The 25,687-nt window shown below is 59.7% G+C and carries 18 protein-coding genes; 9 read left to right on the forward strand and 9 right to left on the reverse strand.

All coding sequences use genetic code 11. The features are described from left to right. Nucleotides 1–57: 57 nt before the first annotated feature. Nucleotides 58–1,050 carry a metallophosphoesterase gene (locus PspCFBP13508_RS23210; RefSeq protein WP_241669542.1) on the reverse strand — a complete coding sequence of 331 codons (993 nt, stop codon included), beginning with the start codon at nt 1,048–1,050 and terminating at the stop codon, nt 58–60. Between the two features lie 420 nt (nt 1,051–1,470). Between PspCFBP13508_RS23210 and ccoG the strand changes: the two genes are divergently transcribed. The 6 genes from ccoG (at nt 1,471) to hemN (ending at nt 8,594) form a co-directional block, all read left to right on the forward strand. Then, the gene (gene ccoG, locus PspCFBP13508_RS23215; protein WP_137215799.1) at nt 1,471–2,886 is read left to right on the forward strand and encodes a cytochrome c oxidase accessory protein CcoG; all 1,416 of its coding nucleotides are present in this window, start codon (nt 1,471–1,473) and stop codon (nt 2,884–2,886) included. A gap of 13 nt (nt 2,887–2,899) precedes the next feature. Next, entirely contained in the window at nt 2,900–3,439 is a 540-nt protein-coding gene (locus PspCFBP13508_RS23220) for a FixH family protein (RefSeq protein WP_130911522.1), read from the forward strand. Nucleotides 3,440–3,652: 213 nt separating this feature from the next. Beyond that, nucleotides 3,653–6,103: a heavy metal translocating P-type ATPase gene (locus PspCFBP13508_RS23225; protein WP_137215801.1), complete on the forward strand. Its 2,451-nt coding sequence runs from the start codon at nt 3,653–3,655 to the stop codon at nt 6,101–6,103. A gap of 22 nt (nt 6,104–6,125) precedes the next feature. Beyond that, nucleotides 6,126–6,338, forward strand: coding sequence for a cbb3-type cytochrome oxidase assembly protein CcoS (gene ccoS, locus PspCFBP13508_RS23230; RefSeq protein ID WP_039763029.1), 213 nt, complete (start codon nt 6,126–6,128; stop codon nt 6,336–6,338). Continuing rightward, complete coding sequence (locus PspCFBP13508_RS23235; RefSeq protein ID WP_130911524.1) at nt 6,331–7,014, forward strand: sulfite exporter TauE/SafE family protein; 684 nt, start codon at nt 6,331–6,333, stop codon at nt 7,012–7,014. Before ccoS ends, PspCFBP13508_RS23235 begins: the two co-directional genes overlap by 8 nt. Nucleotides 7,015–7,211: 197 nt before the next feature. After that, a complete protein-coding gene (gene hemN, locus PspCFBP13508_RS23240; protein WP_137215802.1) occupies nt 7,212–8,594 on the forward strand; it encodes an oxygen-independent coproporphyrinogen III oxidase in 1,383 nt (460 codons plus the stop codon). Here hemN and PspCFBP13508_RS23245 read toward each other — a convergent pair. After that, nucleotides 8,591–9,073, reverse strand: a complete 483-nt coding sequence (locus PspCFBP13508_RS23245; RefSeq protein WP_137215804.1) for a hypothetical protein — start codon at nt 9,071–9,073, stop codon at nt 8,591–8,593. The two genes, hemN and PspCFBP13508_RS23245, sit on opposite strands and share 4 nt — an antisense overlap. A 155-nt stretch (nt 9,074–9,228) precedes the next feature. On the opposite strand from PspCFBP13508_RS23245, the gene fnr reads away from it, so the two are divergent. Then, the gene (gene fnr / locus PspCFBP13508_RS23250; RefSeq protein WP_016773865.1) at nt 9,229–9,963 is read left to right on the forward strand and encodes a fumarate/nitrate reduction transcriptional regulator Fnr; all 735 of its coding nucleotides are present in this window, start codon (nt 9,229–9,231) and stop codon (nt 9,961–9,963) included. Between the two features lie 75 nt (nt 9,964–10,038). Further along, nucleotides 10,039–10,587, forward strand: a complete 549-nt coding sequence (locus PspCFBP13508_RS23255; protein WP_130911527.1) for an adenine phosphoribosyltransferase — start codon at nt 10,039–10,041, stop codon at nt 10,585–10,587. Between the two features lie 214 nt (nt 10,588–10,801). On the opposite strand, the gene PspCFBP13508_RS27465 is transcribed toward PspCFBP13508_RS23255, so the two are convergent. The 6 genes from PspCFBP13508_RS27465 to dnaX form a co-directional block, all read right to left on the reverse strand. Further along, nucleotides 10,802–16,729 carry an SET domain-containing protein-lysine N-methyltransferase gene (locus PspCFBP13508_RS27465; RefSeq protein WP_178084506.1) on the reverse strand — a complete coding sequence of 1,976 codons (5,928 nt, stop codon included), beginning with the start codon at nt 16,727–16,729 and terminating at the stop codon, nt 10,802–10,804. A 165-nt stretch (nt 16,730–16,894) separates the two neighbouring features. Next, complete coding sequence (locus PspCFBP13508_RS23265) at nt 16,895–18,043, reverse strand: acyl-CoA dehydrogenase family protein (protein ID WP_137215806.1); 1,149 nt, start codon at nt 18,041–18,043, stop codon at nt 16,895–16,897. A 192-nt stretch (nt 18,044–18,235) separates the two neighbouring features. Then, a complete protein-coding gene (gene recR, locus PspCFBP13508_RS23270; protein WP_016773861.1) occupies nt 18,236–18,838 on the reverse strand; it encodes a recombination mediator RecR in 603 nt (200 codons plus the stop codon). A 66-nt stretch (nt 18,839–18,904) separates the two neighbouring features. Beyond that, nucleotides 18,905–19,939 carry an NADP-dependent oxidoreductase gene (locus PspCFBP13508_RS23275; RefSeq protein WP_130911529.1) on the reverse strand — a complete coding sequence of 345 codons (1,035 nt, stop codon included), beginning with the start codon at nt 19,937–19,939 and terminating at the stop codon, nt 18,905–18,907. 264 nt (nt 19,940–20,203) lie between these two features. After that, a complete protein-coding gene (locus tag PspCFBP13508_RS23280) occupies nt 20,204–20,542 on the reverse strand; it encodes a YbaB/EbfC family nucleoid-associated protein (protein WP_003223337.1) in 339 nt (112 codons plus the stop codon). Nucleotides 20,543–20,607: 65 nt separating this feature from the next. Beyond that, nucleotides 20,608–22,692, reverse strand: a complete 2,085-nt coding sequence (dnaX, locus tag PspCFBP13508_RS23285) for a DNA polymerase III subunit gamma/tau (RefSeq protein WP_137215808.1) — start codon at nt 22,690–22,692, stop codon at nt 20,608–20,610. Nucleotides 22,693–22,837: 145 nt separating this feature from the next. Between dnaX and PspCFBP13508_RS23290 the strand changes: the two genes are divergently transcribed. Continuing rightward, a complete protein-coding gene (locus PspCFBP13508_RS23290) occupies nt 22,838–23,587 on the forward strand; it encodes a transporter substrate-binding domain-containing protein (protein ID WP_137215809.1) in 750 nt (249 codons plus the stop codon). Nucleotides 23,588–23,694: 107 nt separating this feature from the next. Here PspCFBP13508_RS23290 and PspCFBP13508_RS23295 read toward each other — a convergent pair whose 3' ends face one another. Then, nucleotides 23,695–25,662 (reverse strand): hypothetical protein, encoded by a 1,968-nt coding sequence (locus PspCFBP13508_RS23295; RefSeq protein ID WP_137215811.1) that lies wholly within the window; start codon nt 25,660–25,662, stop codon nt 23,695–23,697. Nucleotides 25,663–25,687 lie beyond the last annotated feature (25 nt).

Consider the following 25,687-nt stretch of genomic DNA (forward strand, 5'->3'; position numbering starts at 1 on the left):
TTCACGCCCTGAGACACTCGATAAATATGAATGTCTTCGCGCGCAAGTCTGCTGTACTTACTTGACGGGGATCGTATCCACCGCCACCCGACTCGGCCAGTTATTATTCTCAACCTTGCTGATGACCAGACTCTTCCGGTCTTTGGAAAAGCTGGCGATCAGATAAGTTTGCTGCGAAGCGGAACCGCTCAGATAAACTGGCACACTGCCGAAATTTTCCGTCCACCAGAAGCGCCCTGCTCTAGTATGCAAATGGCCTGCGAACACCGCAGTGACATTGTAATCCTCGATGATCTTTGTGAATCGCTTGATCTGCTTATCGTCACCCTGCCAGCGAGAAGGCTTATGCATATTAAGGATAATAATCCGTCCCTTCTCACGCGCCGCCTTCAGATCCTTTTCCAGCCAGTCCAGGGAATTCCTGATGTCGAACGTCGTCGGATTCAAGAAATGTGAAATCCATACCGAATACGTCGGCTCGTTGTGCAACTGGACAAGGTGTACATCTCCAACATCTATGGAGTAGGCCAGACTCCCAGAAAACAGCCTGTTAATCGGACTACCGCTTATATTCAGGTCTAGATTTCCGACTTTGCCACGATGATGCTCTTCGAAATCGGTGATACTACCTGCAGCACAACTTTCAGAAAAACAATCATTCTTTTCATAGTCGTGATTACCGAGGCCGTAGAAGACATTGCCACCGAAGTATTTATTCAAAACCGGTCGCAACCAACTTCGCTGCCACCCATGCCCATAGGCCGTTATATCGCCATTGATCATGATCGGAATATGTTCCGGAGATATGCTGAAGTTTTTGCGAAAGTTTGCGATATCCGAAAACTGGCTTTCGATCAGCGCGCGGGAACGCGCTTCCTTTTCCGACTCAGATTCAGCTTCACCACTGTCCGTTTTTTCCGTCCACGGATATTGCGGATCAGACGCAAATATCATGTGATTTGGATTTTGCTCAGCCAGCACCACTGCAGGCATTAAACTGAAAACCCATAACAGCGCACAGACATGCCGAACCTTGAACATGCTCTTCATATAATTCCTTTTATCTTTATTGAAATAACAGCAACCAAAAACGATCACAGACAAAAGCTATGTGAAAAACCAGAACAATAAAACCGCGATTTCATTGCAAGTTAATTAAGCAACTTCACGACAACTCTCCCCCTAAAAAGACATTTAGCCGAAGTGATACCTTCACGAAATCGCTGCAAAAACCCTACCCGCCGTTTTACCTGCATCTGCCGAAAACTCAGCCATACTCAACAAGTCAATTGATCTGCATCAGGCTTTTCTGCAATCGCTACACCATCTGCATTTTTTACCCAACGCGACCAAAGGTCGCACCCTTGAGCCAGAGCTGCAGGCGTATCATCGCGCTACTGCAACAGCCCTTTTTGACCTTGGTTGGCACGTATCGACCGAGGCATTTTTCCACTGCCGTGGGATGCAATGATGAGCAATCAGATTCCGGTACACGACGTCACGCCGCCGAGCAAGAACGCGAACAACAGCGTCGATCTTTATGCCTCACGAGAAAAAATCTACACCCGTGCCTTCACCGGCCTGTTCCGCAATCTGCGGATGCTCGGCGGTGCGGCGTTGTTTCTGCTGTATTTCGGCACGGTGTGGCTGAACTGGGGCGGTCACCAGGCGGTGTGGTGGAACCTGCCGGAGCGCAAGTTCTTCATCTTCGGCGCGACCTTCTGGCCACAGGATTTCATCCTGCTCTCGGGGCTGTTGATCATTGCCGCGTTCGGCCTGTTCTTCATCACCGTGTACGCCGGGCGCGTCTGGTGCGGTTATACCTGCCCGCAGAGCGTGTGGACGTGGATTTTCATGTGGTGCGAAAAGGTCACCGAAGGCGACCGCAACCAGCGCATCAAGCTCGACAAGGCGCCGATGAGCGCCAACAAATTCGTGCGTAAACTGGCCAAGCACTCGCTGTGGCTGCTGATCGGTTTTGTCACCGGCATGACCTTTGTCGGCTACTTCTCGCCTATCCGCGAACTGGTCATCGAATTCTTCACCGGTCAGGCCGATGGCTGGTCGTATTTCTGGGTCGGTTTTTTCACCCTCGCCACGTACGGCAATGCCGGCTGGTTGCGTGAGCAGGTGTGCATCTACATGTGCCCGTATGCGCGCTTCCAGAGCGTGATGTTCGACAAGGACACGCTGATCGTTTCCTACGACCCGCGCCGTGGCGAAAGCCGTGGGCCGCGCAAGAAAGGCATCGACTACAAGGCGCTGGGGCTGGGCGACTGCATTGACTGCACGATGTGCGTGCAGGTCTGCCCGACCGGCATCGACATCCGCGATGGCCTGCAGATCGAGTGCATCGGCTGCGCTGCGTGCATCGATGCCTGCGACAGCATCATGGACAAGATGGATTACCCGCGCGGGCTGATCAGCTACACCACCGAACACAACCTCTCCGGGCAGAAAACCCATAAACTGCGACCGCGCCTGATCGGCTATGCCGTGGTGCTGCTGGCGATGATCAGCCTGTTGGTCGCCGCGTTCTTCATGCGCTCACTGGTCGGTTTCGACGTCAGCAAAGACCGCGTGCTGTACCGCGAAAACGCTGAAGGCCGGATCGAAAACGTCTACAGCCTGAAGATCATGAACAAGGATCAGCGCGACCACACTTACCTGCTGCAAGCCGAGGGTCTGCCGGACCTGCGCCTGCAAGGCAAGCGCGAAATCAAGGTTGCCGCCGGCGATATCGTCAGCATGCCGGTCGAGTTGTCGAGCGCGCCGGAACAACTGCCATCGAGCACCAACGAGGTGAAATTCATCCTCAAGGACGCCGATGACGACAGCGTCCACGTTGAAGCCAAGAGCCGATTCATCGGCCCACAAATCCGTTGAGAGAATTTTGAACATGCCCGCTGCAAACGCCGCAAGTCCCTGGTACAAGCACCTCTGGCCGTGGATCATCATCGCGATTCTGGCCTGCTCGGTGGCCTTGACCCTGTCGATGGTGACCATCGCGGTGAACAACCCGGACAATCTGGTCAACGACAACTATTACGAAGCAGGCAAAGGCATCAACCGTTCACTGGATCGCGAGCTGCTGGCGCAAACCCTGAAGCTGCGTGCGGCGGTGCATCTGGATGACGTGACCGGTGAAGTCGATCTGCGCTTGAACGGTGACAGCCAGCCGCAAACCCTGGAACTGAACCTGATTTCGCCGACCCAGCCGGAGAAGGATCGCAAGATCGTGCTGACCCGCAGTGACAGCGAGAGCGGGCGCTACATTGGCCAGTTGGGCGACAAGGTCGAAGGGCGACGGTTTGTCGAGTTGCTCGGCAGCCAGGATGAGCACGTGTGGCGCATGTTTGAAGAAGAACTGGTCAGCCATGACAAGGAACTGCTGCTGGGTGATGAGCCATTGCAGGGTGCGGAAGACCTGAAGAATTGAATCAAAATCAAGAGCCCCTCACCCTGGCCCTCTCCCGGAGGGAGAGGGGACTGATCTCGGTTGCCTGGAAGCGGGGCGTATGACAGTGACAATGTCGGCGACTGAAACCGCTCTTCAGGCTCACACCGATCGGCTCCCTCTCCCTCCGGGAGAGGGCTGGGGTGAGGGCAAGCGAACACCCCCAATGCAAGGGCTCACACCCTCATCAATGCCATGACCACCCCAACCCCCTGCTACCACTGCGCCCTGCCCGTCCCGTCCGGCAGCCGCTTTACCGCCGTCGTCCTCGGCGAGTCTCGCGAGTTCTGCTGCCCGGGCTGTCAGGCGGTGGCTGAAGCCATCGTCGCCGGTGGTCTGGAAAGCTACTACCAGCATCGCAGCGAAGCCTCGGCCAATCCCGAAGCGCTGCCGGTGCAACTGACTGATGAACTGGCGCTGTACGACCGCGCCGACGTGCAGCAACCCTTCGTCCGTCATGAAGGCGATCTGGCCGAAACCACCTTGTTGATGGAAGGCATCAGTTGCGCCGCTTGCGGCTGGCTGATCGAGAAACACCTGCGCACCCTGCCCGCCGTCGCCGAAGCGCGGTTGAATCTGTCCAACCATCGCCTGCACGTACGCTGGGCCGACGCCCAATTGCCGCTGAGCCAGATCCTCGCCGAGCTGCGCCACATCGGTTACGCCGCTCACCCGTACCAGGCCGACCGTGCCAGCGAACAATTGGCCAGCGAGAATCGCCTGGCCCTGCGCCAGCTCGGCGTCGCCGGTCTGCTGTGGTTTCAGGCGATGATGGCGACCATGGCCACCTGGCCGGAATTCAACATCGACCTCAGTCCCGAGCTGCACACGATCCTGCGCTGGGTCGCGCTGTTTCTGACCACGCCAATCGTGTTCTACAGCTGCGCGCCGTTCTTCAAAGGTGCGATGCGTGATTTGCGCACCCGCCACCTGACCATGGACGTCTCGGTGTCGTTGGCGATTGGCAGCGCTTATATCGCCGGGATCTGGACGTCGATCACCGGGGTCGGCGAGCTGTACTTCGATGCGGTCGGCATGTTCGCCCTGTTTCTTTTGGCCGGACGCTATCTGGAACGCCGCGCCCGCGAACGCACCGCTGCCGCCACTGCGCAACTGGTCAACCTGTTGCCGGCCTCATGCCTGCGCCTGGATAGCGATGGCCAGAGCGAACGCATCCTGCTCAGCGAGTTGCGCGTGGGCGAGCGGATTCTGGTGCAGCCGGGCTCGATTCTGCCGGCTGACGGCAAGATCATCGACGGCCAGTCGAGCATCGACGAATCGCTGCTGACCGGCGAATACCTGCCACAGCCACGCACGCTCGGTGATGCGGTCACTGCGGGCACGCTCAATGTCGAAGGCGCATTGACCGTGCAAGTGCAGGCGCTGGGACAGGACACGCGTCTCTCCGCAATCGTGCGCCTGCTCGATCGCGCTCAGGCGGAGAAACCGCGTCTGGCGGAAATCGCCGACCGCGCCGCGCAATGGTTCCTCCTGTTGTCGCTGATTGCGGCGGCAGTGATCGGCCTGCTGTGGTGGCAGCTGGACTCAGCGCGGGCGTTCTGGATCGTCCTCGCCATGCTGGTGGCGACCTGCCCCTGCGCGCTGTCATTGGCGACGCCGACCGCCCTCACCGCCGCCACCGGCACCCTGCACAAACTCGGGCTGTTGCTGACCCGCGGCCATGTGCTGGAAGGCTTGAATCAGATCGACACGGTGATCTTCGACAAGACCGGCACGCTCACCGAAGGCCGCTTGGTGCTGCGCTCGATTCGCCCGCTCGGCAGGCTGGACAGCGAGCAATGCCTGAGCCTCGCCGCTGCGCTGGAAAACCGTTCGGAACACCCGATCGCCCGGGCGTTCGGCCGTGCTCCACTGGCCGCTGACGATGTGCAGAGCACACCGGGGCTGGGCCTGGAAGGCGTGGTCGGTGAGCAACGCTTGCGCATCGGTCAGGCCGAATTTGCCTGCGCCCTGAGCGGCGCGGCACTGCCGTCAATGCCTGATGAAGCCGGACAATGGTTGCTGCTCGCCGACACGCACGGGCCGCTGGCGTGGCTGGTGCTCGATGATCGCCTGCGTGACGATGCCCCCGCTCTGCTCGCGGCTTGCAAAGCGCGGGGCTGGCGCACCTTGCTGTTGTCCGGCGACAGTTCGCCGATGGTCGCCAGTGTCGCCGCCGAACTGGGCATCGACGAGGCCCGTGGTGGCTTGCGCCCCGATGACAAACTGCGAGTGCTGCAACAACTGCACAAGGAAGGGCGCAAGGTGCTGATGCTCGGCGACGGCGTCAATGACGTGCCGGTGCTGGCTGCGGCCGATATCAGCGTGGCCATGGGCTCGGCCACCGATCTGGCGAAAACCAGCGCCGATGCAGTGTTGCTGTCCAATCGCCTCGACGCTCTGGTGCAAGCTTTCACGCTGGCGCGACGCACGCGCCGGGTAATCATCGAAAACCTGCTGTGGGCAGCGCTGTACAATGGCCTCATGTTGCCGTTCGCCGCCCTCGGCTGGATCACTCCGGTGTGGGCGGCGGTCGGCATGTCGATCAGTTCGCTGACCGTGGTGCTCAACGCCCTGCGCCTGACTCGCCTGCCGAGCGCGCCGGCCGCCAGCAGCCCGACACAAACCCGCCCGCTGCCGGCCTGAGCCGCGCGGGCCTGGAGTACAGATGCCAGCTCTCTACGTGATGATTCCCGCTGCCTTGCTGATCGTTGCCATCGCCGTGTACATCTTCTTCTGGGCGGTGGACAGCGGTCAGTACGATGACCTCGACGGCCCGGCGCACAGCATCCTTTTTGACGATCAGGATCCCAACCACACCGCTGCGGTGGACGAAGCCAACGCCGGCAAACCGGACGACAAGGCGCCACCCCATGCTTGAACTGGCGCCCCTGCTGGTCTCGGCGCTGATTCTCGGCCTGCTTGGTGGCGGCCATTGTCTGGGCATGTGCGGCGGTCTGATGGGCGCGCTGACCCTGGCGATTCCCAAAGAACAGCGCAGCCGGCGCTTTCGTCTGTTGCTGGCGTATAACCTCGGGCGGATTCTCAGTTATGCCACGGCGGGATTGCTCATCGGCCTGGCCGGCTGGGCAGTCGCCAACAGCCCGGCGGCGCTGTTCATGCGCGTACTGGCCGGGTTGCTGCTGATCGCTATGGGTTTGTACCTCGCCGGCTGGTGGAGCGGGTTGACGCGTATCGAAGCGCTCGGGCGTGGTTTGTGGCGCTTTATTCAACCGGTGGCGAATCGCTTGCTGCCGGTTTCCAGCCTGCCGCGCGCCTTGCTGCTCGGTGCGCTGTGGGGCTGGCTGCCGTGCGGGCTGGTTTACAGCACGCTCTTGTGGAGCGCCAGCCAAGGCAATGCGCTGGACAGTGCGCTGTTGATGCTTGCGTTTGGCCTCGGCACGTGGCCGGTGCTGCTCGCCACCGGGCTGGCGGCTGAACGAGTCACGGCTATCCTGCGCAAACGTAGCGTGCGCATGGCGGGTGGTTTGCTGGTGATTGTGTTCGGGATCTGGACCTTGCCCGGGCCGCATCAGCATTGGCTTATGGGTCATTAGACCGCCGGCGCGGCCTTCGCGAGCAGGCTCGCTCCCACATGAGACTTGCAGCGAACACAAGACCTGTGGGAGCGAGCCTGCTCGCGAAGAGGCCCGCACGAACAACCCAAATCCTCGCCGTTGATGCAAATCAACATGCCCTGTCACGCCCTCCCCTAGACTCGCCACACTGCCAGCCTATCCGGGGGAATGCCCGCATGCTCGACGCCATTCGTTGGGACTCTGATCTGATCCGCCGTTACGATCTGGCGGGGCCACGCTACACTTCGTACCCGACCGCCGTGCAATTTCACGGTCAGGTCGGCACTTTCGACCTGTTCCACGCCCTGCGCGACAGCCGCAAGGCGCAGCGGCCGTTGTCGCTGTACGTGCATGTGCCGTTCTGCGCGAACATTTGCTACTACTGCGCCTGCAACAAGGTCATCACCAAGGATCGCGGTCGCGCGCAGCCGTATCTGCAACGGCTCGAGCAGGAAATCCAGTTGATCGCCTGCCACCTCGACCCGGCGCAAACCGTCGAGCAACTGCATTTCGGCGGTGGCACACCGACCTTTCTCAGCCACGACGAGTTGCGTCAGTTGATGGCGCACCTGCGCAAGCATTTCAATTTGCTCAACGATGATTCCGGCGATTACGGCATTGAAATCGACCCGCGCGAAGCCGACTGGTCGACCATGGGCCTGCTGCGCGAACTGGGTTTCAACCGGGTCAGCATTGGCCTGCAGGATCTGGACCCGGCGGTGCAGCGTGCGGTCAATCGCCTGCAAAGCCTGGAAGAAACCCGCGCGGTGATCGATGCGGCGCGAACCCTGCAATTTCGCTCGATCAACATCGATCTGATCTACGGCCTGCCAAAGCAGACACCGGACAATTTCGCCCGCACCGTCGAGGAAGTGATCAGTCTGCAACCGGATCGCCTGTCGGTATTCAACTACGCGCACCTGCCGGAACGCTTCATGCCCCAGCGACGGATCAACAGCAGCGACTTGCCGAGCCCTGCGCACAAACTGGAGATGCTCCAGCGCACCATCGAGCAACTGACCGCTGCCGGCTACCGCTACATCGGCATGGACCACTTCGCCCTGCCCGATGACGAGTTGGCGATCGCTCAGGAAGAACACACCCTGCAACGCAACTTTCAGGGCTATACCACCCACGGCCATTGCGACCTGATTGGTCTGGGCGTGTCGGCGATCAGCCAGATTGGTGATTTGTACTGTCAGAACAGCAGCGACCTCACTGCCTATCAGAACAGCCTGGCCAGCGCGCAGCTGGCGACCAGTCGCGGCCTGGTGTGCAACGCCGACGACCGTTTGCGCCGCGCGGTGATTCAGCAGCTGATCTGCAATTTCAAACTCGAATTCGCCGAGATCGAGCAGCAATTCAACATCGATTTCCAGGGCTATTTCGGTGCGCTGTGGCCGCAGCTGCAAGGCATGGCCGAGGATGGCCTGATCAGGCTCGAGCGCGAGCGCATCGAGGTGTTGCCGGCGGGCCGATTGCTGGTGCGTTCGGTGTGCATGGTCTTCGATGCGTACCTGGAGCAGCAGAACCGCCAGCGTTTCTCCCGAGTGATTTAAGGCTTGGTCAGCAACGAGCCGACCTTGAGGTTCTGATCAGGGTTGAGCGCCGACTGGTTCATGACTTTCGACAAGGAAAGGTTGGCGGTGATCAGGCCGCTGTTGAGGGCGGCGATGGCGCCACGTAATGCGGCGAGCTTGTTGATCTTTTCCTCGTTGGAGAGGGTTCTGTCTGACATGACCGCCGCCATGCGCGCTTTTTTCTCGATGATTTCCTTTTGGATCTTGCGAATCATCTTCAGCAACTGCTGGATGTTCTCCGGCAAGCCACTGTTGTCGATGTCACTGTTTTCGCCGCCGACAGCGGCGGATTTGGCGATGGCCGCGCCGGACAGCGACACTTTGACACCCTCGACCAAGGTCGGGGTTGCCGTACGTGACAAGGTGTCCTCGCGGCCCACTACAGCGTCGGGACCGGTTACCTCCGGCGAAGCAGCAATACCGCTGCTACCGGGGCTTAGCGTGCCAATGGCGGTCATCGGGGGCCTTCCTTGGATGAATGCTGATAACGGGTTATCGGCCGTAGGTGCTGCGGCTTTATGTCTGTAGGACAACGCCGCAGCGCGCTGGCCTGAATGTCCTTTGCTGGGTTACCCTTACGGCTTATGTGTGTTTTCCCACAAGGATTGAAGAAATGTCCGAGCCAGTCAAACTGCGCGCTCACAACCAGGCCCACTGCAAGGATTGCAGCCTGGCCCCGCTCTGCCTGCCACTTTCTCTGAATCTGGAAGACATGGATGCGCTCGACGAAATCGTTAAACGCGGCCGCCCGCTGAAGAAAGGCGAATTCCTCTTTCGCCAAGGCGACACCTTCGATTCCGTCTATGCAGTCCGCTCCGGCGCGCTGAAAACCTTCAGCCTGAGCGATGCCGGCGAAGAGCAACTGACCGGCTTCCACCTGCCGAGCGAACTGGTTGGTCTGTCGGGCATGGACACCGAAAAACACCCGGTCTCGGCCCAGGCGCTGGAGACTACGTCAGTCTGCGAAATTCCCTTCGAGCGCCTCGACGAACTGGCGCTGCAATTGCCACAACTGCGCCGCCAGTTGATGCGGGTGATGAGCCGCGAGATTCGCGACGATCAGCAAATGATGCTGCTGCTGTCGAAAAAAACCGCTGACGAGCGCATCGCCACTTTCCTGGTCAACCTGTCGGCGCGCTTCCGCGCTCGCGGCTTCTCGGCCAACCAGTTCCGCCTGAGCATGTCGCGCAATGAAATCGGCAATTACCTGGGCCTGGCGGTGGAAACCGTGTCGCGGGTGTTCACCCGTTTCCAGCAGAACGAGCTGATTGCCGCCGAGGGCAAGGAGATCCATATCCTCGACCCGATCCAGCTGTGCGCGCTGGCCGGCGGTTCGATCGAAGGCTGATCACGACCCGCGGTTGAGCGAATCGTTTCAGCCGCGGGTATACTGCGCCGTTTGCAGCCCTGCCAGGACACCCCGATGGTCTTCGACTCCTTCGACATCAAATCCCTGATCCGCCCCGTGATCGACTTCCCCAAGCCGGGCGTGATCTTTCGCGACATCACCCCGCTGTTCCAGTCGCCGACGGCCCTGCGCCTGGTGATGGACAGCTTCGCCCACCGCTACGTCGAAGCCGACTTCACCCACATCGGCGCCATGGATGCCCGTGGTTTTCTGATCGGTTCGGTACTGGCTTATCAGTTGAACAAGCCGCTGGTGCTGTTCCGCAAGCAAGGCAAACTGCCGGCGGACGTGCTGGCCGAAGGTTATGCGACCGAATACGGCGAAGCGTTTCTGGAAGTGCACGCCGACAGCCTGTGCGAAGGCGATTCGGTGGTGATGTTCGATGACCTGATCGCTACTGGCGGGACGTTGATTGCAGCGGCCAACCTGATTCGCCGCATGGGCGCGCGGGTGCATGAAGCGGCGGCGATCATTGACTTGCCAGAGCTGCACGGTTCGCAGCGCCTTGAGGACATGGGCATTCCTACGTTCTGCCTGACGCAGTTTGCTTTGACCGATAAATAAGCAGCGTCTGACAGGCCGCTTTCGCGAGCAGGCTCGCTCCCACAGGGCAATGCATTTCAACTGTGGGAGCGAGCCTGCTCGCGAAGGGGCCGTCAGCTGCATTGCAAGATCTAAAGCCCTATCTGCATTCTGATGATCTCGTCCATCACTTCCCTGTCCCGCCGCGTCTTCCTGGATTGCCAGTGTTGACAATCAAACCAGAGATCACTTCAACTCATTGGTCCGGATCTGGCTTGATCGCGATATCAGGCACTGGCTGATAGAACGGCCCATAGTCCAACAACAATTCATCTCCCTTCTTGATATCCGAAAGCGCCACATAGAACGTCAGGTTTTTCCCGACCGCAATGGAGATGACATTATTCGACTTCCACACAGGTCCGCTTTTCAGTTGCGAAGTGTTGATCAGGCTCAAGGTATTGCCAGTGTGCAGCCCGCTCACCGTGCGCTTCACCGAACGTGTGCCGAAAATATAAGTCAGCACGGCCTCTGAACCTTGCTTGCGCTGCTCCTGAAACAACGATGCCTCTGATGGATGGTACTTGCCCGCATAAGGTCCGAGTACTTCAAATTGGGAGATATCGCGCCGCGCCCATACCGAAGCGCCTCGGGTCGGCCCACCATCATCCAACGAGATGATTACCTCCAGGCACTCATCAAATCGGGACTGATGTTGACCCTCGGTACGCAGCCAGTCTTTTATCGACGCCTTGATCTGAGCCGAAACCCGCTTCTTCGTTGCACTGTCGAGTCCATCACGCAGACCATTCCAGTAGGCGATACGAATGTCATCAATGGGTCCTTCAAGTGACCGGGTCAAGCTGAGTCTCGGATTCGCCGGATCCTGCAGAATCGGCAGAGTATTGTCGATCTGATGGCGACGTAACGGCGTAGAGACACCGGGCTCGGTCTTGATTACAACAGGCTCGACCGCCGAAGACGGCCCGGGGACTTCTGCATCCTCCGGCGTATCGGTCGAGCTGGCCTGGGCCGCCGCCTTCGGCGGCGGCGGCGGCGGCGGATCCAAAGGATCTGATGCTGGCCGCTTTCGTGTCGTGCTCGCACCCGCCTGCTCCGCCGCGATATGTTGCTCCGCTCGATCGAGACGGCGCGTGGCGGCCTCTTTCAAGGTGCCGTCTGCGTCAACCAAAATTGCCCAACGGCTCGGGTTGAGCTCGTATTTGCGTATGAACTGCTCAGGTGTCATTGAGTTGTCAGGCTGCAAGAACTGCTCTCGCCAATGGTGTAAATGGTCGTCGGTAATCGTCTTGTAGGTGCGCCCGACCAGCCTGTTCATCAGCGCCTCGCCGCTGGGGGCCAAACGGCCATTTAGCCGCACAAACGATTTCAGCCGTTCGGGATTCAGGTGGTAGTGATCAGCAAAAACTTTCATGGTCATTGCATCACGCGCCTGCTGGGTCATGCTCTGCCAACGACGAATGTTGACTTCGCTTATCTTATTGAAAGGCATTCCAGCAGGGCGATCACGCACAATCACGCCAGTAGCGCTCAGCGTGCCATCAGGCTCTACGTAATGTGCGAAGGTTTTAGGGAAGAGATTATGCTTGCGGGCAAACTCTTCAGGGGTCAGCCCTAACCGCTTCTTGAGCCATAATGTCTCCCAGGCCCGCAAATGTTCAGCCGTCACTTTGGTTGTTTTGGCGTCCAGATCCGCTTCGGTAACGTCAGGAGACGGCGTGCTGTTCTGCCCTGCACGATCCAGACGTCGCACCGCTTCATCTTTTAATGAACCGTTGTCATTAACGTATCTTTTCCATTTGATTGGGTTCAGTTTGTTGCGCCTGACGAATTGTTCTGGCGTGACAGCGTCGTCCGCACTGGCAACGAGCTCGCTCCAATCGCGTAAATGCTTATTGGTAATCGGTTCATAGATACCACCCTCTGCCTTGAACAAAAGCGTCTCACCAATCGCAGTCAGGCGCCCGTCCGCATGCACGTGGTTTTTCAGTGTTCCCGGGTTCAAATGGTGATGACCGGCAAATCCTTCCAGGGTCGTTGCGTCTCGCACTTGCTCTGACATGCCTTGCCAGCTGCGGACGTGCGTGGCAGTCACCATATTGAACGGCATGTTGGCGGGGCGGTCGCGCACCAGCACGCCGACGTCACTCAGCCGGCCGTCAGACTTCACATAGTGGGCAAAGGTTTTCAAAGACAGGTGGTGCTGTTGGGCAAAGCCTGGCGGGGTCAGCTTGCGCTGCTCTTGAGGTGAATGCGCCTCCCAGGCCCGCAAATGCTCGGCGGTGATCCTGTTCCTGTGTGTACCCAGCGCCTGGACCGCGGGTAGTGCGGGGTTTTTCTTTGCCTGTTGCAGACGTTGCTCAGTCGCCTTTCTAAAGGAACCATCGGGGTTGACTTGAAACCTCCACAGGTTCGGGTTCAGCTCATGCTGACGCAGGAACGCCTCCTCGGCAATCGATCCATCCCCTTGGGCCAAGAGCTTGCTCCACTCACGCAAATGCTCATCGGTAATCGTCTTGTAGGCCCCCCCACCCGCCTTGAACAACAGGGCTTCTCCGCCAGGAGTCAACGTCCCTTTGCTCCGTACGTACGATCTGAATGTATTGAGATACAAATGGTGATGTGCGGCAAATCCATCTATGGTCATTGCATCGCGCGCCGGCTGTGTCATGTTTTGCCAACTACGGACGTGCTCGGCGGTTATCTCATTGTAGGGCGAGTCCATTGGACGGTCTCGCACAAGTACGCCCGTAGCGCTTAGCTGACCGTCAGGTTGTACAAAGTGCTCAAAGGTTTTTATGGACAGATGATGTTCCTGCGCAAACCCCTTCCGTGTAACCCGCAACTGTTCCTCGGCTGACAGGGCTTCCCACGCTCGCAGATTTGCGCCCGTGATTCTCTGCACGCTTGAACGGCCTGCTGCCGGCCCGGTGGTGCTGATCCGCGCGACACGTTGCAGAGCAGCGTCTTTCAGAGAATCATTGCTGTGAACGTATTTCTCCCACAGTCGTGGATCGAGCCCGTGTTGTTGCCTGAACTGCCCTGCCGTGACTGAATTGTCCGGTTGGTCGTATAGCTCCTGCCACAAGCGTAAATGTTCATCGGTAATTTTGTTATATATGCCACCACCCTCCCGGTACAGCAGCGATTCACCTTGGAGCGACAGGCTGCCATCGACGTGTACGTGATTTTTGAACGTCTGCGGCTGGAGGTGATGGTGAGCGGCAAATCCTTCAAGGGTCATCGCATCGCGCGCTTGCTGCGTCATGGATTGCCAGCTACGAACCTGCGCTGCAGTGACCGCATTGAAGGCCGTCCCGGCAGCTCGGTCACGCAGGAGCAGTCCTGTAGCACTTAGTTGGCCGTCAGCGTTTACGTAATATTCAAAGGTTCTTGCAGAGACGCGCTTCTGACGTGCAAAGCCCCGACGAGTGAGTGTCAGCTGTTCCTCGCGCGACAACGCCTCCCACGCTCGCAAATGTTCAGCGGTAATATTCCCACCACCGGATAAACCCAGGCGTTGCCACTGGTCACCGTGAACATGCTGGATCAGCAACTCGGTTTGCCGGGTATTGTGATAAACCCGCGCCTGAACGACGCCGTCTTCCGTGCGCGTGACCTGTCGCACTTCGTACACAGCCGTTGTACCCCGGTTATCAATATGGCGTACATGAGAAAGATACCCATCGGCAGCAACATAGACACCCTGGCTGTTGCGCGTAAGCCCGGCGATACGCGATTCAGGTACGGCAAGGCGACCGTAGCGCTCATGACTCAGCGCCAGCGCCTCGTCTATATGGGCTGTCCAGACCTGGCCTGCAACAGCCTGGGTCGCAACTTCGAAGTCCTCGAGCGGACGACCGAAAGGCCTCATGGAATCGGCGTCAAAGGCGTACCAGTGTCCGCTCCTGAGGACCGCAGCGACCTCCAACTTGTGTCCCGCTACATTCAACCCCCCGATCGCCGCAGCGTCGTACTGTTTGCTCACCGCCTTCAAGACATCGTAACTGGCAGCTGCCCCCCTGAGCCTGTTGATCGCTCTGACGCCTTTGGACACTACGTACAAGCCGCCAACGCCGGCAAGTCTGGCCAAATCTCCCGCCCCACCGACGGGATTGAGCAATTCTATGGCCGACACACCGATAACGTTGGCCGACCTTAATACCTTGGCTCCGGCAGAAACGGCAGTACGTCCGATCTTCAGGAGTTTGCCGGCAGTGGCGGCACCAGCAGTGAGAAATCCGAACACGTCCAGCAGCAGATCAAATACTGCCTCGCCATAACTACCGGCCCGAAGATTGGCTATTGCAGAGCGGAAAGGAATCAGGTTCAGCAGAAAATCGTTCAAGGGCCTTGGAGCGAAATATTCATCTAACGGGGTTTGCCCGCGTGCCAACTGCTTTATTGCAGGATCATCGAGATCAAGGTGCTGGACAAATACATCGGCAATGCCACGGGCACGCGCGCTGTTGAAGCTGTCCAATAGTGAGTCGTTCAAGGATTGCTCGCGACCCAGATCATTTTCGGTGTCTCGTGGTTTGAGCTCTCTGGTCGTGAAATATTTGTTGGCATCTCTTGATTGCTTGCTCTTCGCTCTGTTCAGGTTCGCCTGTTCAATCGCACCTTTTTCGAAATTGATTTCGTATGCCTGGAAGCTTCCGCGCAGCTCGGTTCTGAGGAGCAGCCAGGGCTCTTTTTGTTCCGGACTGTTATTAAAAAAACCGTCGGATGTATACGAACTCTCCTGAAAGAAGGTGAGTTTTGCGAATTGCAGAGTTTTCCTGTCTGCCAATGGAAGCTGCGCGATCATGTGCCTGACCGTTGCAGCGACGGCGGATTTTTTCTCGCTGATTGCATTGGCGAACTGCTCTTCGAAAGCCGCCAGCACGCCAAATGCCGGGTTATGGTTTACAGCCTCCAGCGGAAGGCGAGCGTCGGTTGACTTGAGGGGCCGCAGATTCGGCAGGTCCATCATTGCGTAATCCAGAAGCGAATGAGTGCCACCGAACCCTCTTTGCCCGTTTTCCCCTCGATACATATCTGTACTGAGCGCCTTCACTTCAAACAGCGCACCGAGATCACCAAATCGCTTCTTCAGGATTGCCAGTGCGATTTCTCTGCGCGTTGGTATCTCACTGGTCAATATGCTGGAGGCAGCAAGTCGCTGATCAAGTTGTGCGTTGAATGCATTTCTCGCCGTTTCGAGTGTCGCGACGGTGTACGCGTCATCGTTGTTTCTTCTTATCACTCCGTTGGCTACTGCCCAATCCAGTACCGAAACTGTCCGGGCGCTTTGAGTGACGGCGGTATCGATCTGGCGGAATTGGTCAGCATCATTCATGACCTGAGCGAACGTCATGTCGAGAACCTTGCCCGGGTGCAACGCCTCTATTGTCATTGCCGCGATCGTCACGTTGGCCCAGGCCTGGCTGCCGATTGTTACATTAGGGGGAACCTGCTGAATCAACAGAGACGGGGCGATTCTGGCAATCAGGATGCGGGCACCGATTTTTGCCATTGCGGCGCTGGTGCGACCGGTCGAGCTCAAGTGCTCAGCAAGACCATCCACGACCGCGCGCGGAGCCTTTCCCCAATACTGCTCACTGGCCAGGTCAAAACCAGCGACTTTATTGCGCACGGGGGCGACGATTGATTCAGGATCCAGCTGCAGAGCAATCCCGGCCAGCAGGTAATCCGTGACGCTTCTATCGCTTTCCATGCCCTGCATTTTATGTTGCAGCGCTTTGCCCATCAGCTGCCCCTGTGGGGAGTCGACCAACGCTTCGAGCATCTTCGCCGGCTCATGCTGCGCCATTAAGGGGATGAGGTGGCAATAGTTCAGGAACTCCAGCACACCGCCCTTGATTTGCATGACCAGCGGCTGATCGCCCAAATGGTGTTGATGGCTCATGGTGACAAGACGCAAGCGGCGCTGCTCGTCTGTGTTCAAGGGAATCGACCATGACAACGCTCCTCCGAGATTGCCCAAGCGGCGCAATTCGGCGCCGGCGATTCTGTCAACGTCGGGAGGTAACGCAATATCCCCTCTTGATCCCTCAGGGGTGGTCAACGACTCGACTTTGTCGGCTGGTGGGTGCGCGTGGTTATCAGATGTACTGGCCACGAACGGAAGATGTGGGGGTGCTGGGGTAATGCCGGTCATGAAAAATACCTGTCCTTGGTAAAAAGTCATCCTGCTGTACTGCTCTTGGGGAATGTACCTGCCAGTCCGTGATGCAGTCACCCCGCCTTCGCGGCGAATTTGATTCAAGTTATCTTCGCTGTCCCTCCGGGCGAGCTTGCTCACAAGCAGCCCTCACGCTTTTGGTCAAAGCCCCATCTGCTTGCTGATGATTTCGTTCATCACTTCCCGCGTCCCGCCGCCAATCGACAGAATGCGGTTATCCCGATACAGCCGTTCCACCAGGCTTTCGCGCATGTAACCGAGCCCGCCAAGAATCTGCACGGCCTCGGTGGTGATACGGTCCGAGGTGTCGGTGGCGAAGTTCTTCGCCATGGAAATCTCCTTGATCACGCTCTGCCCCGCCGCCATTTTTGCCGCTTGCCGATACGTGAACTCCCGCGACACTTCCAGCGCCGTGGCCATTTCGGCGAGGCGATGCTTGATCACCTGAAATTTGCCGATGGGCTTGCCGAATGCCTCCCGCTCGCGCGCCCACTTCAGGCTCTCCTCCAGCGCCAATTGCGCCGTCATGTTGGCCATCAGCGCCAGGGCCAGGCGTTCGCTCTGGAAATTGCCCATGATGCAGGCGAAGCCCATGTTCTCCCCGCCGATGAGGTTTCCTACAGGCACGCGGCAATCGTCGAAGAACAATTCAGCCGTGTCCGACGCCCACCAGCCCATTTTCTTCAACTGCCGACCCACGGTGAAACCAGGCGTACCCTTCTCGATCAGCAACAAACTGATGCCGCCAAACCCCGGCGCACCGGTACGCACCGCGACGGTGTAGAAATCCGCGCGCACGCCGCTGGTGATAAAGGTCTTGCTGCCGCTGACCCGGTAGAAGTCACCGTCACGCACGGCGCGGGTTTGCAGGTTGGCGACGTCGGAACCGCCACCGGGTTCGGTCACTGCCAGCGCGCTGATTTTCTCGCCGCTGAGCACTTGGGGGACGACCCGCTCTCGCATTTCAGGCCGCGCCCATTTGACGATCGGTGGCAGGCCGATATCCAGCGAACCCAGCCCCGCCACCAGGCCACCAGAGCCACAGCGCATCAGCTCTTCACTGGCGGCGACCTTGGCGAACAGATCGCCTTCATGGCTGCCGCCAAGCGCTTCGGGATAGCCGATACCGAGAATGCCCGCCGCACCGGCCTTGAGGTACAGCTCACGGGGAAAGCTTTCGGCTTCTTCCCACTGATCGATGTCCGGCAGGATCTCGCGCTCGACGAAACGTCTGACGCTGTCGCGTATCAATTGGTGGCTGGGGTCGAAGTATTCCTGAAAGGCAGGCATGGGCGAGCTCCACGGAAGGGTTCGCCGACGTTAACCGAGCGCTTGCTTGGTTATCAATGAAATTGTGTGAATCAGATGGACCGCGGCGCGCCATTCGCGAGCAGGCTCGCTCCCACAGGGGATTTGTGAACGACACAAAACCAATGTGGGAGCGAGCCTGCTCGCGAAGGCGTCAGTTCAGACGCCGCAAATTCAGAGGGAAATCGGTTTACGCCCGGCAAACGAATGCGCCAGCGTGCCGCCGTCGACCAGCTCCAGCTCACCGCCCAGCGGCACGCCGTGGGCAATCCGCGAGGCGACCAGGCCTTTGTTGTTGAGCAACTGCGCGATGTAGTGCGCCGTCGCCTCGCCTTCCACTGTGGGGTTGGTGGCGAGGATGACTTCGGTAAAGGTCCCCGCCTCTTCAATCCGCGCCATCAGTTGCGGAATACCGATCGCTTCCGGCCCCAGGCCATCCAGCGGCGACAAGTGCCCCTTGAGCACGAAATAGCGGCCACGGAAGCCGGTCTGCTCTACCGCATAAACATCCATCGGCCCTTCGACCACGCAAAGCAGCGTGTCATCGCGGCGCGGGTCGGCGCATTGCGGGCACAGATCGTCTTCGGTCAGCGTGCGGCATTGGCGGCAATGGCCGACGCCTTCCATGGCCTGGCTCAAGGCCTGGGCCAGACGCGTACCGCCGCTGCGATCACGTTCGAGCAACTGCAACGCCATGCGCTGAGCGGTTTTCTGACCCACGCCCGGCAAGGTGCGCAGAGCGTCGATCAGTTGGCGAATCAAAGGGCTGAAGCTCATGGGTAAACAGTCCGACTAAACAACGAGACGCGGTTTATACCCGCGCCTCTGGCCAGCGTCAAATCCTCAGTCCTGGGCGACCCGGACTACCAGTTTGCCGAAGTTGCGCCCTTCCAGCAGACCGATGAAAGCCTCGGGCGCCTGCTCCAGGCCTTCGACCACATCCTCGCGGAATTTCACTTTGCCGTCGCGTACCCACGGCACCATGTGGCTGATGAATTCCGGCTGACGATCACCATAGTCATCGAAGACGATGAAGCCCTGAATCCGCACACGTTTGGTCAACAGTGTGCGTTGCAGCATCGGCAGGCGATCCGGGCCGGTCGGCGCTTCGGCGGCGTTGTAGCCGGCGATCAGGCCGCACAACGGGATGCGCGCCTTGGGATTGAGCAACGGCACGACCGCGTCGAAGACATGGCCGCCGACGTTCTCATAATAAATGTCGATTCCGTTGGGGCAGGCCTTGGCCAGTTGCTCGGCGAAGTCGTCGGCCTTGTGGTCGATGCAGGCATCAAAACCCAGCTCCTCAACGACGTATCTGCACTTCTCGGCACCACCGGCCACGCCGACCGCGCGCAGACCTTTGATCTTCGCCACTTGCCCAACCACCGAGCCGACGGCGCCGGACGCCGCAGCCACCACCAGGGTTTCGCCTTCTTTCGGCTGGCCGATGTCCATCAGGCCCATGTACGCGGTCATGCCCGGCATGCCCAGTACGCCGAGGGCCATCGAAGGGCTCGGCAGGCCGGCCGGGATCGGCATGATGTTGCGACCGTCGCTGATGCTGTGGCTCTGCCAACCGGTGGCGCCAACCACCAGATCACCGGTGTGGAATTTCGGGTGATTGGACTGCTCGACCCGGCTGACCGCGCCGCCGGTCATAACTTCGCCGATTTGCACTGGCGCAGCGTAGGACGGTGCGTCGCTCATACGTCCGCGCATGTACGGGTCGAGCGACAGGTACAGGGTTTTCAGCAATACCTGGCCGTCCTGCAGATCCGGCAGCGCCTCGCGCTCGAGACGAAAGTTCTCCGGGGTCGGCGCGCCGGTCGGGCGCGAGGCGAGGACGAAGCGTTGATTGAGGGTGAGAGGGTCGGACATGTCAGCGTCTCCTGTGAATGGGGAATTCGGTGTATAGGGAGCAGACCTTGGTTGCCGTGGTGTGTTCGATGTTTCTTCAGTTTTGAACGAGGCGCCCCCCCTTCGCGAGCAGGCTCGCTCCCACAGGGGAATGCATTCCAAATGTGGGAGCGAGCCTGCTCGCGAAGGCGTCAGTCCAGCCGGCATATGTCCATCAGGCAGAAACAAAAATGCCAGGCGCAATGCCTGGCATTTTGTGTAGCTCATCTGCCGCCCAATGGCGAATCAGAATGGCAGTTTCATACCCGCTGGCAGGTTCATGCCGGCGGTCATGCTGCCCATTTTTTCCTGGCTGTTGGCTTCGATCTTGCGCACGGCGTCGTTGACGGCGGCAGCGACCACGGCTTCCAGCATCTCTTTGTCGTCTTCGCTCAGGCCTTCGACCAGGCTTGGGTCGATGCTCACGCTTTTAACGTCGTGACGACCGGTCATCACCACGGTGACCATGTCGCCGCCGGCCTTGCCGGTGACTTCGGCGTTGGCCAGTTCTTCCTGCATCTTGGCCATTTTTTCCTGCATCTGCTGCGCCTGCTTCATCAGGCCGGCCATGCCACCTTTCATCATGGGAATCACCTCAAACGTACTTGGAAAAACAGCGCCCGGCCATCTTGGCCGAGCGCCTTCAGTTATTAGCCTTGGGTGACCAAGGCGTCGACAGGTTCAATAGTATCGCTTCGCACCACCGCGCCGAACTGCTGAACCATCTGCTGGATGAACGGATCACCGTGGATCGATTCCTCCGCCTCACGCTGGCGATTGGCGCGGCGGCGCGAGGCGGCCTGGGCCGGTGTTTCCTGTTCGGGCTTGATCAGCTCGATGGTCAGGGTCAGCGTGCGCCCGTGGAACTGGTTCAATGCGTCGTTGAGACGACGCTGTTGCGTGGCGTTGAACAGGGCGCTGTGGGCCGGGTCAAGGTGCATCAGCCAGTGATCGCCATCGACCGCAATCAACGTGCAGTTGGCGGCGATGCTGCCGGTCATGCCGGAAATCGGCAGTTTCGGGAACAGCTCCAGCCATTGCAGGGCCAGACCGGTGGCCGGCGCGGCGGCAGGTTCCGGCTCGGGCTCAGGCTCGGGATCGGCAGCGTGTTCGCTGGCCAGTTCGTCGAGATAGCTGTAGGCCGAATCCATGTCCGGCTCGATGTAGTCTTCATCCAGCGGCGGTTCGTCGTCCATGTCCATGCCCGGCGTAGCGGCATCGACGTCGGCGACGGACGGCTCGGGAATTGGCGCAGCGGCCCACTCCGGCGCATCCGGCACCACGCTGTCCGGGGTCGGCAGCGGCATCGGCGGCAATTCAGGCTGCTCGCCAGCGGTTTCCAGCACTGGTTCGACAGCGGGTTGCTGAGCGGGCGCAGGCTCGGCCTCGGCTTCCACCGGGTCGTTCCACGGCAGATCGACCACGGCTTCGACGGCGACTGGCTCAGGCTCCGGTTGTGCTTCGACAACCGGCGCCACAGGTTCTGGCTCGGCAAACGGCGCCGCTACCGGTGCGGGCGCAGGTGTGGGCGCAACAGCCGCAGCGACCACCGGCGCAGGCTTCGGCGCGGCAGCCACTGAGTTTGCGGAATCAACTGTGGCCTGGCTGATCCCCACTGGCTTTAGCGGTTGCCTCGGCGCGTCCGCCGTATCCGCCGGGCGGAACGCGAGCATCCGCAGCAAGACCATTTCGAAACCGCCGCGCGGGTCCGGCGCCAGCGGCAAATCGCGGCGCCCGATCAGGCCCATCTGGTAATAGAACTGCACGTCTTCGGCCGGCAACGCTTGGGCAAGGGCCAATACGCGATCACGGTCGCCGTGGCCATTGTCGACCCCTTCCGGCAACGCCTGAGCGATGGCCACGCGGTGCAGCACGTTAAGAATTTCCGAGAGCACGCCGTTCCAGTCCGGGCCTTGCTCGGCCAAGTGACGCACGGCTTCGAGCAGCGCCTTGGCATCGCCTTCGATCAGCGCATGCAGCACGTCATAGACCTGACCGTGATCCAGTGTGCCGAGCATCGCGCGCACGTCGGTCGCGAGGACCTTGCCTTCACCGAACGCGATGGCCTGATCGGTCAGGCTCATGGCGTCACGCATCGAACCGTCAGCCGCGCGGCCGAGCAGCCACAGTGCATCGTCTTCGAACGGTACGTTTTCCGCGGTCAGAACGTGGGTCAAGTGCTCGACCACACGCTCGGGCGTCATGTTCTTCAGGGAGAACTGCAGGCAACGCGAAAGAATCGTTGCCGGAAGTTTCTGCGGATCGGTGGTCGCCAGGATGAACTTGACGTAGGGCGGCGGCTCTTCGAGGGTTTTCAACAGCGCATTGAAGGAATGGCTGGATAGCATGTGCACTTCGTCGATCAGGTAGACCTTGAAGCGCCCACGGCTTGGCGCGTACTGCACGTTATCGAGCAGTTCGCGGGTGTCTTCGACCTTGGTGCGGCTGGCGGCGTCGATCTCGATCAGGTCGACAAAACGGCCTTCATCGATCTCGCGGCACACCGAACATTCGCCGCAGGGGCTGGAGGTGATACCCGTCTCGCAGTTCAGGCACTTGGCAATGATCCGCGCGATGGTGGTCTTGCCGACCCCGCGCGTCCCGGTGAACAGGTAGGCGTGGTGCAGCCGTTGGCTGTCCAAGGCATTGATCAGAGCCTTGAGCACATGGGTCTGGCCGACCATTTCGCGGAACGAGCGCGGACGCCATTTACGTGCAAGAACCTGATAACTCATCGAAAACCGTCGCAGCGAAGGAAGCAGAAGCGGCTAATGCTAGCGGAGCAAGGGCAAAATTGCATCCGGTGTCCTCGTCTAATATGGCTAAGCTGCATCAGCAGAGGCTTTTATCAGCTCGGGATGGGGAATTACCGGAGCGTCTATGCGGTGGGCCGTGGTGGCATTGCTGGGTATCAGCCTCAACGCGATGGCAGCGCAAGCGCCGTTGCGTTTCGCCGTGCCGGACAGTTGGGCGATGCCGATGGTGCAACTGCAAAGCGGCAGACCGACCCAGGGCATCCTGCATGACATTCTGCTCAGCCTGGCGACCCAGGTCGGCGCGCCCGCGCAATTCGTCGTCCTGCCGCGCGCGCGGGTTCAGAGCGCCATGGAGCACGGCGACATCGACGTGCGCTGCTATGCCGCGCAGTCGTGGCTGCCGAATCAGTCCGGCGATTACATCTGGAGCGTGCCGTTGTGGTTCCAGCGCGACCTGCTTATCAGCCGCAAGGAACAACCGGCGCAGATCAATCCCGCCCAGTTGCCGCGCCAGGCCATCGGCACCGTTCTTGGCTACAGCTACCCTACCCTGCAACCGCTGTTCGACGCCGACCAGTTGCAACGCGAAGACGCGCGCAATCAGGAACAGGTCCTGGAAAAGCTCCTCGCCGGGCGATATCGCTATGCGGTGAGCAATCAGTGGACGCTGGACTGGATCAACCAGCGCCTGCTGCCGGAGCAGCAGCTGCAAGGGGTCGCGGTGTTGCAGGAACAGAATATCGGCTGCTATGTGCGGAACGACCCGAAAGTGCCGGTGCAGCGGATCCTGCGCACGTTGCTGCGGATGAAAATGTCCGGCGAGATCGACGACATTATCCGGTTGTACACCGGCGCCTCATCAACCACACCCTAACCCCGTGTGGGAGCGAGCCTGCTCGCGAAAGCGGTATGTCAGGCGGCACAGTTGTTGAACACTCCGGCGCCTTCGCGAGCAGGCTCGCTCCCACAGGGTTGGCCGGGTCAATAACCGTGTGATTCGCGGAATTTCGGCTCGCGGCTGTGGTGATAATCGATCCATTCCACCACGTCATAAGGCAGATAGAGCTGCTGCCGGGCACGGGACACGGCGATGTACACGGCACAGATGCGCTGATCGAACTCGTAGGCATCCTTGAATTTCTCGTTACTGAGCAACGTCCGGGTCAACAGCACGCGCCTGAACTCCATGCCGCCAGCCCGCTCGGCCATCATCAACAGGCAGGCTTTGCCCGGCTCGATGATCTTTTGGCTCAGTCGCGTCAGGTCGGCAATCATGAAGCCGTTTTGCAACTGTGCCTCGATCCACAAGAATGCTTCATCGAACTGGTTGGCGGCGCGCACCTGCTGCCAATCAGCCATGTCGCTGAAATACGGGTGCGGTCCTTTCTCGCTGGACCCGGCGTTATAGAAGTCGCGGCGGAACAGCTCGATGGCGGTGGTCATGAAATGCTTGATGTCGTCCTGCGCTTCCCGGTCGGGAAAACTGAAGGCGCAATTGCAATCGTGCAGGTGGATGGCCCACATCATCGTGTCCCACGGTGAAGCGGTCAGCACCACGCAACCTTCGGGCGGCACGAAGGCTTGCGGGTAGTACTCGATATCGACGTCGGCGTGACGAGCGCCTTCGAACGGCACTTTGCTCTTGTGCGTGTGGCGCGAGATCAGCGGATTGACCAGGCGCTCGACATTGCGCCCCGAGCGCACCGAATAGCAGATATCGCTCTGACGAACTTCACGCTTGCGCTTGGGCGCCTCACCCGTGGCCTGCTGATACTCATCGCCGAGGGTGATCAGCACCTGCTGCCCGCGCTCGATGATTTGCAGCAGCGACGCCGGCACATCCTGGCTTTCGTCGATGATCACATGGGTGTAGCGCGGCGGGACGCGGCAACCGGCGAGACTGGCGCGCTTGACCATCAACAACGTCGGAAAACCGCTCTGGCTGGCCCAGGCCGGGTTGGCCTCCAGATACACCCACAGGCGACTGGAGTATTCCAGCAGCGCTTGCGAGTCTGCGCCGGTCAAGGGCTGCTGGAAGTGCGGCAAGTGCCTGGCGGACAGCGTGTGATCTCTTGAGGCGCAGTACAGCTTGAGCACGCGCAGACAAACCTCGAGGGTGCCCGGACCGTCGTGGTGGCGAAAGCCGAAGATATGCAGTTCCTGCGCCAGCGCCTGTTTGCTCGGGAGACGCGCGGGCGTCCTGGCCATAGGCAACCGGGGACCGAGCAGCTGAGCCTGGGCGAAATCGAAAAAGGTCTGGCCAATTTCCGTGTCGTGGACCTGCACGATGTGCTTGCGCAGCGTCGCCAGTTTCGCCGGGGTGCGCGCCAGTACCAGGGTGCGTTTCGAGCGCAGGCATTCGATCAGCGCGCTGAGCATGTAGCTCTTGCCGATGCCCGCATAACCCTGCACGTGCAGGTCTTCGTCGAGGTTGGCACGGAAGGTTCGCAGCAGTTTGTCCTGCGCCGCACTTAACCAGTGTTCACGCTCGCGTGGCGTGACCATTTGCTGAATGAACGGGTTGTTCTGTTGCTGATGGCGGATCTTGTAGTCCACATCCCACTGCCCGCCGGGCAACAGAAATGCCTGCGCGGCGACTTCATCGGCCATGAGAAAGCGCAAGTTCAGGCCTTTGAGCGCATTGAGGCCGAAATACAATTTGCGCGAATCGAACAGACGCCGCGCCTCTGCAAGCAGTCCTGCCGATCCGGTGCGCCGGGAGGTGACAGACCAGTCAATGAGTCTGGCGAGAATCTTCTCCGCGGCGCTGGCGCTCAGATCCTGTTCCGTGGCCTGGGCGAGGTTCTGAATGACCAGCACTGCCGCCAGTTCCGGGTCGCTCAGGCTTGCCAGTGTCGCGACACCCTCGGGCTGCAACAGCGCCGTACACGCATCATGGGTGATGGGCAGAAATACCGGGGTGGCCAAATCAAAATGTTCCGGGTGCATACAACCTCGCCGCCTGGGCTTTAAT

The organism is Pseudomonas sp. CFBP13508 (assembly GCF_005233515.1).
Taxonomy (GTDB): domain Bacteria; phylum Pseudomonadota; class Gammaproteobacteria; order Pseudomonadales; family Pseudomonadaceae; genus Aquipseudomonas; species Aquipseudomonas mercuritolerans.

Bases quoted from the DNA above. Each gene is read 5' to 3' on its own strand.
- hemN (WP_137215802.1), top strand. From the start codon at position 7,212: ATGCTCGACGCCATTCGTTGGGACTCTGATCTGATCCGCCGTTACGAT.
- recR (WP_016773861.1), bottom strand. From the start codon at position 18,838: ATGAGCTTCAGCCCTTTGATTCGCCAACTGATCGACGCTCTGCGCACC.
- PspCFBP13508_RS23220 (WP_130911522.1), top strand. From the start codon at position 2,900: ATGCCCGCTGCAAACGCCGCAAGTCCCTGGTACAAGCACCTCTGGCCG.
- PspCFBP13508_RS27465 (WP_178084506.1), bottom strand. From the start codon at position 16,729: ATGACCGGCATTACCCCAGCACCCCCACATCTTCCGTTCGTGGCCAGT.
- PspCFBP13508_RS23290 (WP_137215809.1), top strand. From the start codon at position 22,838: ATGCGGTGGGCCGTGGTGGCATTGCTGGGTATCAGCCTCAACGCGATG.
- PspCFBP13508_RS23210 (WP_241669542.1), bottom strand. From the start codon at position 1,050: ATGAAGAGCATGTTCAAGGTTCGGCATGTCTGTGCGCTGTTATGGGTT.
- PspCFBP13508_RS23245 (WP_137215804.1), bottom strand. From the start codon at position 9,073: ATGACCGCCATTGGCACGCTAAGCCCCGGTAGCAGCGGTATTGCTGCT.
- PspCFBP13508_RS23275 (WP_130911529.1), bottom strand. From the start codon at position 19,939: ATGTCCGACCCTCTCACCCTCAATCAACGCTTCGTCCTCGCCTCGCGC.
- dnaX (WP_137215808.1), bottom strand. From the start codon at position 22,692: ATGAGTTATCAGGTTCTTGCACGTAAATGGCGTCCGCGCTCGTTCCGC.
- ccoS (WP_039763029.1), top strand. From the start codon at position 6,126: ATGCCAGCTCTCTACGTGATGATTCCCGCTGCCTTGCTGATCGTTGCC.
- PspCFBP13508_RS23280 (WP_003223337.1), bottom strand. From the start codon at position 20,542: ATGATGAAAGGTGGCATGGCCGGCCTGATGAAGCAGGCGCAGCAGATG.
- ccoG (WP_137215799.1), top strand. From the start codon at position 1,471: ATGAGCAATCAGATTCCGGTACACGACGTCACGCCGCCGAGCAAGAAC.
- fnr (WP_016773865.1), top strand. From the start codon at position 9,229: ATGTCCGAGCCAGTCAAACTGCGCGCTCACAACCAGGCCCACTGCAAG.
- PspCFBP13508_RS23255 (WP_130911527.1), top strand. From the start codon at position 10,039: ATGGTCTTCGACTCCTTCGACATCAAATCCCTGATCCGCCCCGTGATC.
- PspCFBP13508_RS23265 (WP_137215806.1), bottom strand. From the start codon at position 18,043: ATGCCTGCCTTTCAGGAATACTTCGACCCCAGCCACCAATTGATACGC.
- PspCFBP13508_RS23225 (WP_137215801.1), top strand. From the start codon at position 3,653: ATGACCACCCCAACCCCCTGCTACCACTGCGCCCTGCCCGTCCCGTCC.
- PspCFBP13508_RS23235 (WP_130911524.1), top strand. From the start codon at position 6,331: ATGCTTGAACTGGCGCCCCTGCTGGTCTCGGCGCTGATTCTCGGCCTG.
- PspCFBP13508_RS23295 (WP_137215811.1), bottom strand. From the start codon at position 25,662: ATGCACCCGGAACATTTTGATTTGGCCACCCCGGTATTTCTGCCCATC.